The sequence below is a fragment of the Ochrobactrum sp. Marseille-Q0166 genome (genome assembly GCF_014397025.1).
Taxonomy (GTDB): domain Bacteria; phylum Pseudomonadota; class Alphaproteobacteria; order Rhizobiales; family Rhizobiaceae; genus Brucella.
The window spans coordinates 371,274-388,500 of the sequence record NZ_JACJUO010000002.1 but is presented as its reverse complement, the minus strand read 5'-3'; the positions used below and the strand labels follow the sequence as shown (position 1 = coordinate 388,500).

Below are 17,227 nucleotides of genomic sequence, written 5' to 3'. Positions count from 1 at the left end.
TCATGACGATCCCGGTTTCGCCTGCCGCGGCGCAATTCCGCAGACGGTATCGGCTGAATGAGCAGCCGATCAGCTTCTCGCTCGACGGCGTGCCTTTTGAGGGCCGCCGTGGCGACACCGTGTTGACCGCCATTCTCTCGGTGCAGGGGAAGCTGCGTCATACCGAATTTACCGGCGAACCGCGTGCGGGCTTCTGTCTGATCGGCGCCTGTCAGGATTGTCATGTAATGACTGCTGAGGGTCGTAAGCTTCGTGCCTGCACAACGCTTTTGGAAAATGGCATGTCCTTTGTGACGGAGCCGGCGAAATGAGCGCGGCACTTCATCCGGTTATTGTGGGCGCTGGTCCCGCAGGCATTCGCGCTGCCGAAACGCTGGTCAAGGCTGGTCTTCAGCCCATCATCCTTGATGAAGGCTATCGCTCAGGTGGCCAGATCTATCGCCGGCCGCCTTTCGATGACGGTCGCAGCTATCGCGCGCGTTATGGTTCAGAAGCGCATAAGGCCGAGGCACTGCACAAGACTTTTGATAGGCTTCGCAGCGCAATCGATTATCGCCCGGAAACACTGGTGTGGAATATCACGCGTGGCGAGGGCGATCGTCTCGATCTCCTGAGCAACGGTTCGCATAGCCAGCTTGCCTATAGCCATCTCATTCTTGCAACCGGCGCGACCGACCGGGTTCTGCCGTTCAAAGGCTGGACCAAACCCGGTGTTTATACGCTTGGCGCATCGCAAACGGCGCTCAAAGCGCAAGGCTGCACGGTTGGCGAACGCGTGGTGTTCATGGGGTCGGGGCCGCTGCTTTATCTGGTGGCCTGGCAGTATCATCATGCAGGTGCGAAGGTCGTAGCGGTTCTCGACACTGCACCCTTCACCTCCAAGTTTCATCTGGCACATCTTGCGCTTTATGCGCCGCGCATCGTGGCGCTCGGTGCTTATTACGGTCTGCGTTTGAAGCTTGGTGGCGTGCCTATCCGTTATAATGTGCGGCCGGATGAGGTTCTGGGCGACGGTCATGTGACAGGCATTCGCTATCGTGCGGGCAAGCGCGTGCTCGAGGCTCAATGCGACGCGCTGGCTTATGGTTTTGCGCTGCGTCCTGAAACACAGCTTGCCGATCTCGCCGGTTGCGAATTCCGCTTTGAAGAACGCGACCGCGCATGGCTTCCTGTGGCAGACAGGTTTGGCCGTTCAAGCCGCGAAGGTGTTTATGTGGCGGGTGACGGTGCAGGCATTGCCGGTGCCGATGCCGCTGAAATTCGAGGATCATTGGCCGCGATTGCATTGCTCCGCGACATGGGCCTGCCGTTTGACGAAGGCACGGAGCGCGGGCTTCTCACAAAGCTCGATCATATCTATCGAGAACGCCTGATCGTCGAAAAAGCCTTCCCGTTCCCACGCGACTGGTTCGACACGATTGCAGGCGATGTCACGCTTTGCCGTTGCGAAGAAATCGCGGTGCGTGATGCCAAGGCAGTCATCGGCCAAGGCGATATGCGCGAGATCAATCGGCTCAAGGCACTGACCCGGGTGGGTATGGGCCGTTGTCAGGGGCGTATGTGCAGTGCTGCCGCCGCAGAACTGCTGGCGTCGATGCAGGGCAAAACGCCTGCAGAATCCGGGCGCATCCGCGCTCAGGCACCGGTCAAGCCAATCCCGCTCGGCTTTGGCGCTCCGGCCAAGGAAGGCACTTCGTCATGATGAGCCATCTTCAGGCGGATGCGGTGATTATTGGCGGCGGGATTGTGGGCGGCTCGGCTGCGCTTTTCATGCGACAGGCCGGATTGTCGGTCATCCTGCTCGACAAGGGCTTTTGCGGTGCGCAGGCAAGCGGCGTCAATTATGGCGGCGTTCGCAGGCAGGGTCGTGCGCCGGAACAATTGCCGCTGGCACAGCGTTCGCACAAATTGTGGGCGCGACTACCGGAACTGATCGGCATTGATGGCGAATACAGCCGCAGCGGACATTTGAAACTTGCCCGTACGGAAGCGCATTTCGCCAAGCTTGAAGCCTATGCAGAAAAAGTCAGACCGCTTGGCCTCGATGTCGAGTTGATCGGCAGCAATGCGATGCGCGAGCGTTTCCCATGGCTTCCGGGCGATGTCGCAGGTGCTTCGCTTTGTGCGGAAGATGGCAATGCCAATCCGCGTCTGGTTTCGCCTGCTTTTGCCCGTGCCGCGCAGGCTGCCGGTGCGACCGTGCTGGAAAACACACCGGTCATTGAAGCGCGTGAAACCGGCGATGGTTTTGCCATTCTGGCCGGGGATGGCATCGAAATCCGCTCGCGCCTTCTGTTCAATTGTGCGGGTGCCTGGTCAGATCAGTTCGCGACCTCGTTTGGTGAGCCGGTTCCGTTAACGCGGATTTATCCGACGATGGTTGTGACCGAGCCGATGCCCTATCGCCTGCCAATGAGCCTTGGCGAAGAAGGCGGCGGTTTCTACGGCCGCCAAGTCACACGCGGCAATTACGTCATGGGTGGTGGACGCGGTACACCGCTTGAAAACCCGGACTTTTCGCGGCCTTCGGTCAATGCGGCATCCTCGGTGATGCTGCGTGCAATCGAGCTGTTTCCGCATCTTCAACATGCGCAGGTGATCCGCTTCTGGTCTGGGACCGAAGCCGAAATACCGGATGACAATCCGGTGATCGGGCCAAGCAGCCGGGTCAAAAATCTTTATCACGCCTTTGGTTTTAACGGCGCCGGGTTCCAGACCGGACCTGCCGTGGGCGCCGTCCTCGCAGACCTCGCACATAAGGGCGAGACAGAAACACCGATCGAGGCCTTTTCGATCAACCGCTTTACTTCAACCAATACCAATCTTAACATGGAAGGGAACTAAGCATGAAAAATCAACGGATTACCGCGATGGCGGCAATGACACTCGGCCTGTCGGCAGCTTTTGTATGCGGCGCGTCGGCTGAAACCAAAACGCTTTATATCGGCATGAATGGCGGCAACATGGAAAAGGCTTACACCGAGCATGTCCTGCCGGAATTCGAAAAAGCCAACAACGTCAAGGTCGTTGTCGTTCCGGGCACGTCTGCTGATATTCTCGCAAAAGCAACTGCGCAGAAAGACAAGCCACAGATGCATGTCATGCTGCTCGACGACGGCGTTATGGTTCGTGCGATCAATGCCGGTCTCTGCCAGAAGATCACGGATGATGCAGTTCTCGCTGACATTCAGCCAGCCGCACGTCTCAAAGACGACATGGCAATCGGCGTCGATATGGGCATGACCGGCATCGCGTACAACAAGAAGCTCTTCGACGAAAAGGGTTGGGCAGCTCCAACGTCGTGGATGGACTTCGCTGACGAAAAGTACAAGAACGCGGTGGTGTTCCAGTCGGCTTCCGCCTCGACTTTCGGTCTGCATGCGTTCCTTATGTTCAACCGGATTCAGGGCGGTGACGACAAGAACCTTGAGCCAGGTTTTGAAAAATTCCCGGATACCATTGGCAAGAATGTTCTGGAGTTCATTCCGTCATCGGCCAAGATTTCCGAAATGGTTCAGACCGGCGAAGCTGCAATCTTCCCGCTGACGCCAACCGGCGTAAACAACTTGAAGGACAAGGGCATTCCGGTTGAATATGCACAGCCTAAGGAAGGCTCTGTCGTTCTCGCTGTGACCGAATGCGTGCTTGCAGGCAATAGCGAACCGGAACTGAGCCAGAAGCTTGCGCATTATCTGCTCTCAGCCGATGCACAAAGCAAGGCATTGGACTACGGTAATGTTATTCCATCAAACCAGAAAGCCAAGGCCGGTTCGCCGGAAGCACAGGCAAAGCTTGATGCATTCAACGGTTATATGAAGACCGCGAACACGCTTGATTGGGATGCCGTTAACGAAGGCCGTCAGCAGCTCAACAGCCGCTGGAACCGCACGATCGAACAGTAAGATCAAATTGTGATTGGAAAAAAGCCCACCCTGAATCTTCAGGGTGGGCTTTTTCTATGCTTCAGTCTTGGCTTTCTGCTTTCGCACCGACTGCCATAAAAGCGGCACAAGGATGAGAGCCACAGCCGGGAAGATCATCCAGTTAATTGTTTTCCAACCTGACGAATGCAAGAGTGATCCGGCAAAGAAAGATGCAGCGGCAACCGTTCCGAAGATAAAGAAGTCGTTTGCGCCTTGCGCTTTGCCACGCTCTTCCGGCGTATGACAGTCGGCGACCATCGCTGTTGCGCCAATAAAGCCGAAATTCCAGCCAATGCCCAGCAGGATCAGCGAAATCCAGAAATGGCTGAGATCGAGGCCCGAGAGGGCAACGATTGCAGACAAAGCGATGATGAAGAGGCCGACGGCAGTTACACGTTCTTTGCCGAAGCGGGTCATCAGAATGCCTGTAACGAAGCTTGGTCCAAACATTGCCAGTACATGCCACTGAATGCCCAGTGCGGCATTATCAATGGAGTGACCGTGCCCAACCATCGCTATAGGGGCGGCGGTCATTAAAAAGGTCATCAGGCCGTAGGAAACCACGCCTGCCGCAAGCGCGAGGATGTAGCGCGGGTTCAGCATGATCTCTTTGAGTGGGCGGCCATTGCCGGTAGCGTTGCTGGACTTCACAGCTTTGGGTGTACGAAGCAGCATCAGCACCGGGATTGCCAAGAGTGCTAGAACGGCTTGGCTCAGGAAGCTTCCCGCATAGGGAGTCGCGGCGAACGCGTCGCGGGTCCATATGACAAGTTGGGGGCCGATGATTGCGGCGATCAGACCGCCAATCATAACATAGGAGATGGCGCGTGCCTTGAGCGTACCTGTTGCTGCATCGGTAGCCGCGAAGCGATAGCTTTGAACATAGGAAGCATAGAAACCAGCAATGAAGGTGCCGAGACAGAATATGACGAAGGACGCAACAAAAATACCCAGTGCTGCAATCAGTCCGGCGACTATGCCGAGAGTGGCGCCCAGCAGATAGCCATTGCGACGCCCGATACTGCGCATGACAAAAGCTGCAGGCAGGGTGCCCGCCGCAAGGCCCAGATTAAACAGACTGACCGGCAGTGTGACCAGCGCCGGATCGGAGGAAAGCTGCTGGCCAACCAGACCGCCGAGTGAAATGATGATGGGCGGGCTTGACGCACCCAGTGCCTGTGCTGCGGTCAACACAAGGATATTACGTCTGGCGAGTGTCTGATCGGGCATATTTTTTCTTCAGCTTTGGGCCGATGATTGGGTTGGTGGCCTGAAATGAGAGTAAAGGACCGCCATCACCTCTCTGGCTGCATCGCTTTCGATGCGATACCAGATCGTTTGTCCATCACGCCGCCCGGCAATAATGCCATCGCGACGCAGCAGGGCCAGATGCTGCGAAACGGTGGAGTCACGCAGGCCAAGCATTTCGGCAAGCTGCCCCACCGACCTCTCACCACAAGTCAGCCGACACAGAATCATAAGCCGGTGATTGTTGGCGATTGCCTTGAGAAAATCACTTGCCTTGTCGGCGGAATGGGACGTCAGTCCTGCGTCGATTGGGTCAGTATCCTTCATATCTTCATATATACGAAAATATGAATATTTTGTCAATATCGTACGATATGGTCATCATCCTCGCTGAAAGGGCTTCTGATTATCGCCGTCATATTGTAGCTTACACGCCGTGATTTTACCGACCTGATCCTGGAGCCGTCGTGCGAATAGCTGTGTTGAGTGTCGTTTTCGGTTTTCTGTTTTCAGGCCTCGCCCATGCAGAAGACGACTGGAAAGCCGTTGAAATTATAAAGCCATACGCGATAACCGGTCGAACCGGTCCACAGCTCTATGAATCCATCGGTGAGCGTGGCCCGAAGGCCGGAAAGTCCCGTGTGATTGCGCACACCACCTTTGTGCTGACCTGGGATCGCAAATTCGACAATTCCAACAATGGCTGCACGATTGTCTCGGCAAAGCCAAAACTGAAGATCACCTATACGCTGCCGAAGCCCTCACAGAAGCTTTCCTCCCCAGTAAAAGAAAACTGGGAACGCTTTTATGATGGCATCTATAAGCATGAACTTGTGCACGGTGAAACAGCCAAGGACATGACGCGCGAGATTGTCCGCACAACGGTTGGGCTTTCCATCCCCAACGATCCGAAATGCCAGAAAATGCGCCGCGAACTGATTAACCGTATCAATGCGCTGGTCGCCGTTCAGCGTCAGCAGGGCCGTGACTTCGACCGTGTTGAAATGGGGTCGGGCGGCAATGTTGAACAGCTTATTCTGGCGCTTGTGAACGGAGGGTAGCCTACGCCGGACTTCCGGCGCAGGCTTGCATTACTAAGCTCGTTCAGCGCGAAGCGCTTTCGCTGCTGTCACCATGTTGATGAGGGCAGGGCGAACCTCATCCCATTTGCGGGTTTTGAGGCCGCAATCGGGATTGACCCATAGTTGCGCATCAGAAAGCTGCCTGCGGGCAAGCTGCAGGAGATCGGCCATCTCATCGACATTCGGAACGCGCGGCGAATGGATGTCGTAAACGCCTGGCCCGATTTCGTTGGGATATTTGAAGGTCTTGAAGGCCTCGAGCAGTTCCATGCGTGAGCGCGAGGTTTCAATCGAAATCACATCGGCATCCATATTGGCAATTGCCGCGATGATGTCGTTGAATTCCGAATAACACATGTGGGTGTGGATCTGCGTTTGATCGGCAACGCCGGTGGAGCAGAGGCGAAAACATTCGACGGCCCAGTCAAGATAATGCGCCCAGTCGGAACGGCGCAGCGGCAGACCTTCTCGCAGTGCCGCCTCATCAATCTGGATCATGGCGGCGCCTGCAACTTCAAGATCGTGTACCTCGTCACGAATGGCGAGCGCAATCTGACGGCAGCTTGCCGAGCGCGGGATGTCGTCGCGGACGAATGACCAGTTGAGGATCGTGACCGGCCCCGTCAACATGCCCTTGACCGGCTTGTCGGTCAGCGATTGTGCATATTTCCACCATGCCACCGTCATCGGTTCCGGACGCGAAACATCGCCGAAAATGATGGGCGGACGGACATAGCGTGAGCCATAGCTTTGCACCCATGCGTGCTTGGTGAAAGCAAAGCCCGCAAGCTGCTCGCCGAAATATTGCACCATGTCGTTGCGTTCAAACTCGCCATGAACGAGCACATCGAGACCAATTTCTTCCTGCCAGCGGATAGCGACTTCGGTCTCCCGCTGAATAAAACCTTCATATTGCGCGTTGCTGATCTCGCCCTTGATGTGTGCCGCGCGGGCTTTGCGCACTTCCGGCGTCTGCGGAAAAGAGCCGATTGTGGTGGTTGGGAAGGCGGGAAGGTCAAGCTTTGCATTTTGCAATTTCTGACGTTTTGCAAAAGCACTCTGGCGGCTTTTCTGCGCCTCGGTGATATTCGCAATCCGCTGTTTAACGGCTGCATTATGCACGCGGGGTGATCGGGCTCTGCTGCCGAGCGCGTCGCTGGCTGCTTTGAGTTCAGAAAGAACAGTGCTTTTGCCGGATGCCAGTGCGCGTCCGACGATGGAAAGCTCGTCGATCTTCTGCGCTGCGAATGCGAGCCAGCTTTTCAGCTCTTCATCAAGGGTTGTTTCAAGCTCCAGATCAATCGGCACATGCAGGAGCGAACAGGACGGTGCGATTTCGATTTTCTCCAACCCGCGCTTGTCGATGACAGGCTGAATACGATCGGTGATCGTGCTGAGATCGGCACGCCAGATATTGCGACCGTCGATGACGCCGAGCGAAAGCACCTGATCTTTGCGTGCTTTGTTTTCAACTTCCGCAAGCTGTTCTGCCCCGCGCACAAGATCGACATGCAAGCCCGCCACCGGTAGCGCAAGTGCGGTCTCAAGATTGTTGCCGAGTTCTCCAAAATAACTGGCAATCAGGATTTTGACCGGGCTTGCGGCGCTCAAACGCTGATAGGCGAGTTCAAACGCAGCACGTTCATTGGGAATGAGATCCAGAACCAGCGATGGCTCGTCAATTTGCACCCAGTCTGCTCCGGCTGCCGCCAGTTCCTCCAGCAGTGTTTCGTAAACAGGCAGCAGTTTCGGCAGCAGCGCTATCGGATTGAAACCCGCTGCGGTCGATTTTGCCAGCTTAAGAAAGGTCACCGGCCCGAGAATGACCGGACGCGTGTGGATACCCAGCGCTTTTGCCTCAAGAAAATGCTCCACCGGCTTCCGTGACGAAAGTGCGAAGCTCTGATCATCGGTCAGTTCTGGCACCATGTAATGATAGTTGGTATCAAACCATTTGGTCATTTCCAGCGCGGTCACGCCTTCTTGCGGATGGGTGCAGCCGCAATCACCATGTGCTTGGCCTTCACGACCGCGCGCCATGGCGAAATAGGTTTGAAGCGTTACATCGCCGCCTGACCAGCCATAGCGCGCAGGGATCGCCCCCACCATCACGGCAGTATCGAGCACATGGTCGTAAAGCGAGAAATCGTTGGACGGAATTTTTGTAATACCGCGGTCGCGCTGTTCGGTCCAGTTGGCGGCGCGTAGGGCCCTTGCATTTGCGAGAAGTTCCGCTTCGGAAGATTTCCCGGACCAGAAGGCTTCAAGAGCGAATTTCAGTTCGCGATGACGCCCAATGCGCGGCACGCCCAATGTGGCGGTGGAAAGTGTTGTTCGTGACATATCTATAGACCCCGATATAGGCGGCGGGGTTGGAGACGCAAAAGAGCATAGGCTGAACGCCCGCTTTGCGACATTCCGGGACACCCCGCCCGTTGACGTTATCTGTCATGGCAGGTCTCCTGGCTCGCGGGTCAGCGCCTTGGAGCGCATCTTTATCCGAAGACCTTTTACAGTTTTCGGGATGCGCTCTGATCCGCCTTCCCGGAACTTTCATTCCAGTGGCATGATGGATCAGGGCTCGCCGCTTACAGTTGCGGGGGCAGCACCGGTATTGTTTTTAGCGCACCGGTTTCCCTCTTAGCTTCCGTCGAGAGTCTGACGAAAGAACCATAACGCAATTCAGTCTGAATGAAGCATCATCAATTGTCAATGTGGCATAAAGAAATGTTTATATCTTTATAATAGCTGGAGATGGCTAGTTCCATCCTTTGAAAATGATAAGCTCGAAGAAAAGCGCAATAGCAATTGATAAAAGATCAATTTAATTAAATATTACAATAAAGAGGTGCGACATAATGTTTGTAAGTGCCTGAAATTTCAATTGATGTAGTCCCGCTCAAAGACTCATGATATCGGTGCAGCTATTGAAAGCGTTTTATGTTTGGGTGTTGTTATTAGCCGTTTGATATCGCGATAAAAAAGTTTAATGCAGCCCAATTTTCATAACTGATTTTTGGGATATGCGCCTTGAGAGGGCTAGGTATATTCGTATGAGTTTTAGGTCGCCTTGGCAAAAACTGGCATTATTGCCGCGCTTTGGTAAGCAGATAATCTTGCTCGTGAGCGATTGTTTGTTGCTATTACTCAGCGCTTATCTGGCCTTTGTTATGCGCTTGGGTTTTGTGTTTATACCAACGCCAACCCAAATTTTTCTGATCGCCATAGCGCCGGTATTGGCTGTTCCTGTTTTTATTCGATTTGGTCTCTATCGTGCGATCATTCGTTATTTGGCTGAACGTGCGATCTGGCCAATCTTTCAGGCCACGGCAATTGCAGCACTTTTCTGGGTGGCGCTGGTTTTTCTTATGGAATCTTATGGCGGAGCTGGTTTGCCTCGTTCGGTTCCGCTTTTATATTGGTTGTTGAGTACCGTCCTTATTTCTGCAAGCAGGTTTGGCGCGAAATGGCTTTTGCGCAGCGCCGAGATGGCGAAAGCATATTCCAGTACCGCACTGATTATCGGAGTTGGTGAACCTGGGAGACAACTTGCGGCCGCTTTGAGAAGCCACAGCGATACGCAGGTCATAGGCTTTATCGATCCCGCGGGCGAACTCAACGGAATGGATATCGTTGGTTTACGGGTGTATGGCATTGACAATATTCCGGCGCTGATTGAAAATTTTGGGGTTAAGCAAGTCGTTATATCCGAACCGGGCCTTGATCAGAAACAACGGCAAACCTTGGCTCGTCTTCTTGGGCGACTTCCGGTCAGTACACGTATTCTTCCGCCTATTGCCGATTTAACGGCAGGAAAATATCTCGTCAGTGCGCTTCGCAATATAGAGATCGATGACCTTCTTGGGCGCTCTCCGGTTCCACCTGACGTCGATCTGCTGCGTGAAGTGGTAGAAGGCCGAAGTATCATGATTACTGGTGCAGGAGGCTCTATCGGAAGTCATTTGTGCCAAACGATTGCGCAATGGAATCCTGCTTGTATCGTTCTCTTTGAGTGCAGTGAATTTGCACTTTATCAGATAGAGCGCCAGTTACGCCAAGTTGCAAGTTGCCCTGTCATTCCTGTTCTTGGGTCCGTGACGGATCGAAAGTGCGTTGAAAAAGCTATTCGCGCGCACAATGTAGACACGGTCTATCATTGCGCAGCTTACAAGCACGTTCCGCTCGTTGAACAGAACCCATTGGTCGGTATCCATAATAATGTTTTTGGCACCGTGAATGTTGCGGCTGCATCTTTGGCGACGAATGTGAAGCGTATGGTTCTGATCTCGTCAGATAAAGCTGTGCGGCCAACCAATGTGATGGGAGCTACAAAACGCTGGGCAGAGCTGATTGTTTATTACCACGGTTTGCTGGCTGAAACTGCCGGTCAGTCAAAGCTTTTCTACTCAGTTCGATTTGGAAATGTTTTAGGTTCGAATGGTTCTGTAGTTCCTCTTTTCCGTGAGCAAATTGCTCAGGGAGGGCCGGTAACATTAACGCATGAAGATATGACGCGATATTTTATGTCGATCAAGGAAGCTGCGGAACTTATCGTGCAGTCGGGCGGAATTGCGCAAACTGGTGATACCGTGCTTCTTGAAATGGGTGAACCCGTTAAGGTTCGGGATCTGGCTGAAAATATGATTATGCTCGCCGGGTTAACTGTCCGCAACCCGGAAACTCCAGACGGTGATATCGCGATCGAAGTGACGGGTGTTCGTGCAGGCGAGAAAATGTTTGAAGAGCTCTTCTATGATCCTTCTCATGCACAAAGCACGCGCCATCCCAAAATAATGCGGGCGCCTAAAGGCAATAAGGGCGATGTGGATGTTCCGGCGAGCTTAGATGCATTGCGATCAGCTATGGCGACTGAAGATGTAAGTGCTGTACGCAAAATTTTATTTAGTGTCATAGCTTCCTAAAATGACCACGAAAATCTAACAAAAGTAATAATACTAACACGAATGCTACAAGCAGAAATATCATTTGTGAGAGCATATGATTAAACTCTAGGATTGCCGTAGCGCATGCAATCAAAATTAAATTCATGACTGCTACATGCCCCACGATTTTGGTTACGCTCCATCCAGATCGTTTGGCAAGCTGGTAGGCGTGTTTAGAATGTGCTTTGAGAATGTTTTCACCATGCGCTGCACGTAAAACCATCGTCGTTACCGTGTCTAAAATATAATATAGCGGCAGAATAAGCGCGACAGAGATATGGGTTCCTTTTGCCAGCAGAAGAAGCGCGGTACCTGTTATCAAGCCGAGCGGGAAGCTGCCGGAGTCTCCCAGAAAAATATTGGCAGGAGGGCGGTTAAAGATTGCGAAGCCGCAAAGAGCGCCTGCGATAATTGCTCCTAGTGTACCGCTGTCCAGGCCACTGAGCTGAAATATGGTCAGTAATGCTAATCCTGCCATCGGGATGCCGATCCCGACGCATGTCATCCAGTCCAGACCATCCATGAAATTGGTTATATTGATAGCAGCAACAAGTGTAATGACCATAAAAGTAATTTCCAACCAATGTGGAAAAATCTCTGCCAGAAGCCGAAAGTCCGGGCCTAATCCGTAGATGACGAGGCCAGCTGCAAGGAGTTGAGATCCAAACCGTATCGAAACGGAAAGGTCGAACCGGTCATCAAGTGCGCCGACTACCCAGAGCAATAAAGATGCGCCAGAGAGGCACAAAACAAGTTCAATAGTTAACCCGAGATCGGTTCCGAACATCAAGAGAGAAGTCAATATTCCGGGGATGACCGCGAGACCCCCGATTTGCCGCGCCGCTATGCTGTGGTTTGAACGCGCATTGAAGCCCGCTGCAAGAAAGCTCTTGGGTAAAAGATTTGCAAGGATATAAAGACCAACGCCGCAAAGAATGGCGCTTGCAAGAAATGAAACGAGCAGCAGGAACATTGCGACAACCGAGAAAAATACTGTTTATATCAAATATCAGTTTTGATAGAGAACGCAAAGCATTATGGGTTTGACAGCGTTATGTCTTTAACGCCTTTACGTAGAGTTATCCCCAGGTGTGTAAAGCTTAACAGAATTTGTAATAGACGATTGCGCTCCGTACGGAGAGAGGTTATAAGCCCGCGCTATCGATCACTCTGATCTGATTTTTGTTGGGGCGTAGCCAAGCGGTAAGGCACCGGTTTTTGGTACCGGCATTCCCTGGTTCGAATCCAGGCGCCCCAGCCACAATATTTTCTTACCTAGTAAATCCGTATGTTTGGACTAAAATTAAAAATATTATTTTCATGGATTGGCGGGTCAAATAGCAGCAATATGCCGTCGTCTGTTTGGTATGAGCTATCATATGGTGATGTGCTTTGGTTAAATTAAGCCATTCAGAATTGAAATTTCCAACTATGATTCGTTATCGGGGGAAAAGACGGTTCAATGCAAACATCGAGTTTTTCAAAAGCGTAGGTTAGTCTCGTTTAAACCCGGCCGGATATGGAAGGTCGATTGGCTATTGGACGAAATCCATATTCTGATGTTTTTGACCACGTTCTCATGCTTTTCGCTAGCAGTTGATGCTGCATCGCTCACTTAGTGAAGATGACGTATAGACCCTGCAACCGATATGTCGTCATGTCGGTTATCCCAGTATTATTCGTTTGGATTATGGTAACGATTTATCTCTCATAACTTAGTCTTGTTGACTTGCAGTAGTGGTCGTCCGACTTCTCTCGAGTTAACAAGCCGACAGCATATCGAGAGCTTAAAGGACAAGTTCCGAGCCGAATATTTTAACGCCGATTGATTTATGAACTATGGCGATCCACGAATTAAGATGGAGGACTGGTACGGAAATTATAGTAAATTCCGATCATAAAACGGCCTTGACAATCAGATGCCGAGTTCATGCATAAATGGCTCATCGGCATCCCCGCAGCCTTCAGCGCGTAAACTATATTTATCCGTGGTCCAAACTCCAAGTGGGCCTCAATTAGTCCATGATTGACTGTGCGCTAGTCAGTTGGATTTTCAATCTGAAGCTAGATCATTTATAATTAAAAATATTATTGGTTTTCTGATGATTCCTTATGGTGAATTAAGCCGTAAACATGTGTTTTCATGTGCGTTCTTGATATCTAGGTTTCGAACCATACTTGTGTAAAAGTTGCATCTAGGATGAATCCATGTACTATGCTCTGCGTGCTTACAGTATAATAAAAAAACGTGGCGTGTATTCTTTGATTTTGCATAGTGCAAAGTTTATTAAGTACAAGCTTAATCTAAACAAATTCTCTATTTTTGAACGTAATTCTTTAAATTCTCCTGCATATATAAATGAAAATGGAGTTTTGTCGGCAAGAATATTGTCGGATGATATAAATCCTTCGGTTTGCATACCGATAGATAACGAAAAGTTAGATGTAAAATTTGATAGAGTCGCTGTCATCGCGCATATCTACTATCCCGATTTAACTTCTGAAATAATTCAGTATATAGCTAACATTCCTGTCCCATTTGGTCTGTTTGTTACGACCGATACCGATGCTAAAAAGGCGGAGATCGAGAGAAAATTCTTAGAGTCGGGAATAGATGTAATAGAGCTTGAAGTTCGTGTAACTCCGAATCGTGGCCGAGATGTTGCCCCAAAATATATTGCACACCGCGAAGTATATGCGCGGTATGAAGCATTTCTTCATTTGCATTCAAAGAAATCTCTGCACGCTCATGGATTGGGTTCGAGGTGGAGAAAATATCTTTTCGAGAATCTAGTTGGAAGCCGAGAGATTGCAGCATCTAATTTATTTTTACTCTCGAAGAGAAATATAGGCATTGTCTACCCAGAACATTTTCATGAAGTGAAAAAAGATATTAATTGGGGGTACGACTTTCCGATAGTAAGTAGTTTAATGAGTAAGTTAGGTCTAGTTCTAGACGTTAAGACCACACTTGAATTTCCATCTGGATCTATGTTTTGGGGAAGATCTAAAGCTATTCGGCCTATCCTGGATATGCAATTAGAATTTGAAGACTTTCCTGATGAGGAAGGACAAATCGATGGTACTCTTGCACACGCCATAGAAAGAGCATTGTTGCTTATCGCGGAGTGCACAGGACACGCTTGGGCTCGCGTTACACTCCGTCCGCATTATCAGGGTGCTCCTGATCCAGAGGAGATGAGATTTGTACCATTGCTGGGTTCGGAGCGCGCACCTGTTGGATTGATCTCCTCTTCAATCGGTGAGACTTTACGTATCCTCGCTGCTCCACAGTACGAGGAAAAGCGCAGGCTGAATCTGATGCTGCACACTGTTCATCCGGCGGCGATATTCGGAGGTATAGATACAGCACTTAAAATCTTTGCTGAGATGGTCGCGTCAGCAGGCCAGGATATTGATGTTCGGATTATTGTATCTGAAGCGCTGGTCAGCGATGTTCCAGAAGCATTAAGAGGATATGAAGTGCAAAAACTTGGAGATGAGCGAGCTGCTCCCTACGTTATAGTCGATGCGACAGATAGAAATGATCAGTATTTGGATGTTCGACCAAATGACATTTTTATTGCCACTGCTTGGTGGACAGCTCGGAATTCCTACCAGTTGCATGATTTACAAAAGTATTTCTTTGGTTATGCGCCGAAAATTGTTTACCTTATACAGGATTTCGAGCCAGGATTCTATGGATGGTCGACCCGTTATGCTCTTGCAGAGTCAACCTATATGCGTGGAGAAGATACCGTCGCCATAATAAATTCAGAAGAACTCGTAAATTACTTGGAAAGAAAATATCATTTTCCTTCAAAAATGGTAATCCGCTACAAGCCCAATAACAAAGTGGATTCTATGCTCTCAGATTTTCGTCGGGAGAAGATAATTTTGTTTTATTCGCGGCCTTCAGCTCTCAGGAATTGCTTTGAAGCTGGGATTGATGCTTTATCTCTATGGGCAAGGAGGAATCCGATTCAAGCGAATGATTGGAAAATTTTCTGTATCGGTGAAAGCTTTGACTCTAATCTTGTAAAATCTATCCCAAATTGCGTCATAACAGGTAAGATGCCACTTGAGGAATATGCTGGTTTGCTGAGCAAGGCATCCGTTGGCATCTCGCTTATGGTTTCTCCCCACCCAAGTTACCCTCCATTAGAAATGGCCTATGCGGGAATTCGCACCATAACGAATAAGTACGAGAGTAAAGACCTCTGTGAGCGTAGCGAATACATTACGAGTATCGAATTGCCCACGCCTGAATTGATTGTCGAGGCTCTTCAGAATGAGGTAAATTATGCTGAAAAAAATATGATAGGTCAGTTTACATCGATAAAGACGCTTATCAGTGATGTAAAAACAGACGCCAGTACATTCGATAGCAAAAGAGTTTTTGAGATAATATACTAGAATTTTTTGATATTATAATGTTCATTTAGAATAAATAGTTGCTTTTGGTTATTGTAGCGCCATGAATAATATTTTGATTTGATATATCAAACTATATTATAATTTATCTTATTTTAGAAATATTGATTTCTAACAAAATTGTTGGTTTTATTTGTAGTCGGTGTAGTTTTCTCCACATTCTGTTTAATTTTGTGTTCTGTCATTGAGAGTTAGAGAATGCGCATAACGGAGTTTCTCTTAACAGATGAGAATAAGCGTGACAGCCATCGCCAGTGGCTAGCTGATTTTAAGGGGCCTAATTGGAGTATGGCATCGCATTAGTCACGCCAATTTGGGCGAAGATTGCTGCAGTGATGTCGGCATCCCCTTGGGTCTGTCTCGGCAGGCAGTTATTACTATTGCGAGGGCCAAAACGCGAGTGGCCGTTACGAACCTATTGTTACTAGTATCAATTAACTTTTCAGTCATCGACTTAAGCGCATTAGTGATTATTATGGCAAAATGTGCTATTTATGCAGATACAGGTCCTAGATTCGATACGGGAAAAATATTGACTGGGCCAAAAAAGAGATCGAGATCAGTCGCATCCACCTAATAAACTCCGGGTAAGTCTATTTTCCTAGCTATTTACCAATATTTTTTGCATTCATGACTTGTCGACATAGTAGAAGCATTAGAACAATATAAAAGATTAGTAGTGATATGATGTAGTTTGTATAACGAGGATCGCCTTGTTGTGGAAATCAGAAGTATAAATCCCGAAAAGCGCGGAAAATTCAAATCTTCTGAAGTACTCTGATGAAAAAAGAGGGCAGTCAGCGGATGTCAACAATTGAAGACGTTGACGATTAAGTGTATCGGGTGGTGGGATATTGAATCTCCCTAAACTGAGGGGGATGATTGAAATTACGGGGTCAATGTGAGAAAATATATATGGAAGCGCTTAGCGCGCTTTAAGGCAGTTAAGCGACTTATTTTCGATATTCGCAATGGACGTATCATATCGAACAGTGCCCTTTTTGATAAAGAATGGTACCTTGCCAATAATCCCGATGTAAAGAATGCTGGTGTTAATCCGGCGGTTCACTTTTTACGGAATGGTGACTTCGAGAAGCGGAATCCTGGACCGCTTTTCGATGGGCAGCGCTATTTAATGGCGAATCCCGATGTAAAGCAGGCTAGATATAATTCACTACTACATTATCTGAAGTTTGGTCGTGCCGAACAACGGTCATTCATGCTTAAGACGCCGACTTTAAAAACCAGTGCAAGCGTCTCTAATTTAATGCATGGCCTTATACGGACTCGTAAACCTGAATATGGACCGATCGATCGGATTCTCGAGTTCGACCACGTTGCTAAAATTGATCCTCGACTTTCAATTTGTGTTCATCTGCATCTATTTCATACAGATTGTGCTGCTGAATTTTTAAACTATCTAAAAAACATTTCAGTACAGTTTTCGCTTTTGATCTCAATTCAGGATAATGAAGATGTAAAGCCATAGAAAAAATTCTTCATTGATCAAATACCTCAAATAGATAAATGCATTGTAAATAGATGTAAAAATAAGGGTCGCGACGTTGCGTCGTGGGTGATTCTTTTTAAAGATGAA

Annotated in this window: 12 protein-coding genes, 1 tRNA gene and 1 riboswitch; of the genes, 9 read left to right on the top strand and 4 right to left on the bottom strand. The window is 49.6% G+C overall.

Annotation, left to right across the window (positions count from 1 at the left end; genetic code table 11):
• Window positions 1–2 precede the first annotated feature (2 nt).
• Genes H5024_RS12935 through H5024_RS12920 form a run of 4 tightly spaced genes read left to right on the top strand, consistent with a single transcriptional unit; the run spans window position 3 to window position 3,902 of the window.
• The gene (locus tag H5024_RS12935; RefSeq protein WP_187547452.1) at window positions 3–311 is read left to right on the top strand and encodes a (2Fe-2S)-binding protein; all 309 of its coding nucleotides are present in this window, start codon (window positions 3–5) and stop codon (window positions 309–311) included.
• Complete coding sequence (locus H5024_RS12930; protein WP_187547449.1) at window positions 308–1,702, top strand: FAD-dependent oxidoreductase; 1,395 nt, start codon at window positions 308–310, stop codon at window positions 1,700–1,702. Before H5024_RS12935 ends, H5024_RS12930 begins: the two co-directional genes overlap by 4 nt.
• A complete protein-coding gene (locus tag H5024_RS12925; RefSeq protein WP_187547447.1) occupies window positions 1,699–2,844 on the top strand; it encodes an FAD-binding oxidoreductase in 1,146 nt (381 codons plus the stop codon). Before H5024_RS12930 ends, H5024_RS12925 begins: the two co-directional genes overlap by 4 nt.
• A gap of 2 nt (window positions 2,845–2,846) precedes the next feature.
• Complete coding sequence (locus H5024_RS12920) at window positions 2,847–3,902, top strand: ABC transporter substrate-binding protein (protein ID WP_187547445.1); 1,056 nt, start codon at window positions 2,847–2,849, stop codon at window positions 3,900–3,902.
• 54 nt (window positions 3,903–3,956) lie between these two features.
• On the opposite strand, the gene H5024_RS12915 is transcribed toward H5024_RS12920, so the two are convergent.
• On the bottom strand, window positions 3,957–5,153 hold the full coding sequence (locus H5024_RS12915; protein ID WP_187547443.1) for an MFS transporter: 1,197 nt from the start codon (window positions 5,151–5,153) through the stop codon (window positions 3,957–3,959).
• Window positions 5,154–5,162: 9 nt separating this feature from the next.
• Window positions 5,163–5,498 (bottom strand): metalloregulator ArsR/SmtB family transcription factor, encoded by a 336-nt coding sequence (locus tag H5024_RS12910; protein WP_187547441.1) that lies wholly within the window; start codon window positions 5,496–5,498, stop codon window positions 5,163–5,165.
• 146 nt (window positions 5,499–5,644) lie between these two features.
• Between H5024_RS12910 and H5024_RS12905 the strand changes: the two genes are divergently transcribed.
• Window positions 5,645–6,232 (top strand): DUF922 domain-containing Zn-dependent protease, encoded by a 588-nt coding sequence (locus H5024_RS12905; protein WP_348770717.1) that lies wholly within the window; start codon window positions 5,645–5,647, stop codon window positions 6,230–6,232.
• A 33-nt stretch (window positions 6,233–6,265) separates the two neighbouring features.
• Here H5024_RS12905 and metE read toward each other — a convergent pair whose 3' ends face one another.
• The gene (gene metE, locus H5024_RS12900; protein ID WP_187547439.1) at window positions 6,266–8,596 is read right to left on the bottom strand and encodes a 5-methyltetrahydropteroyltriglutamate--homocysteine S-methyltransferase; all 2,331 of its coding nucleotides are present in this window, start codon (window positions 8,594–8,596) and stop codon (window positions 6,266–6,268) included.
• A 91-nt stretch (window positions 8,597–8,687) separates the two neighbouring features.
• A riboswitch (cobalamin riboswitch) is annotated at window positions 8,688–8,943 on the bottom strand.
• 363 nt (window positions 8,944–9,306) lie between these two features.
• On the opposite strand from metE, the gene H5024_RS12895 reads away from it, so the two are divergent.
• Window positions 9,307–11,175 carry a nucleoside-diphosphate sugar epimerase/dehydratase gene (locus H5024_RS12895; protein ID WP_187547436.1) on the top strand — a complete coding sequence of 623 codons (1,869 nt, stop codon included), beginning with the start codon at window positions 9,307–9,309 and terminating at the stop codon, window positions 11,173–11,175.
• Here the strand turns inward: H5024_RS12895 and H5024_RS12890 are convergent.
• Window positions 11,162–12,169, bottom strand: a complete 1,008-nt coding sequence (locus tag H5024_RS12890) for a glycosyltransferase family 4 protein (protein WP_187547434.1) — start codon at window positions 12,167–12,169, stop codon at window positions 11,162–11,164. The two genes, H5024_RS12895 and H5024_RS12890, sit on opposite strands and share 14 nt — an antisense overlap.
• 213 nt (window positions 12,170–12,382) lie before the next feature.
• On the opposite strand from H5024_RS12890, the gene H5024_RS12885 reads away from it, so the two are divergent.
• The 3 genes from H5024_RS12885 to H5024_RS12875 all read left to right on the top strand — a co-directional run bounded on the left by H5024_RS12885 (window position 12,383) and on the right by H5024_RS12875 (window position 17,119).
• Window positions 12,383–12,457: transfer RNA gene (locus H5024_RS12885), tRNA-Gln, on the top strand.
• A gap of 947 nt (window positions 12,458–13,404) precedes the next feature.
• The gene (locus tag H5024_RS12880; protein WP_187547432.1) at window positions 13,405–15,612 is read left to right on the top strand and encodes a rhamnan synthesis F family protein; all 2,208 of its coding nucleotides are present in this window, start codon (window positions 13,405–13,407) and stop codon (window positions 15,610–15,612) included.
• 919 nt (window positions 15,613–16,531) lie between these two features.
• Window positions 16,532–17,119 carry a hypothetical protein gene (locus H5024_RS12875; protein ID WP_187547429.1) on the top strand — a complete coding sequence of 196 codons (588 nt, stop codon included), beginning with the start codon at window positions 16,532–16,534 and terminating at the stop codon, window positions 17,117–17,119.
• Window positions 17,120–17,227: the final 108 nt, after the last annotated feature.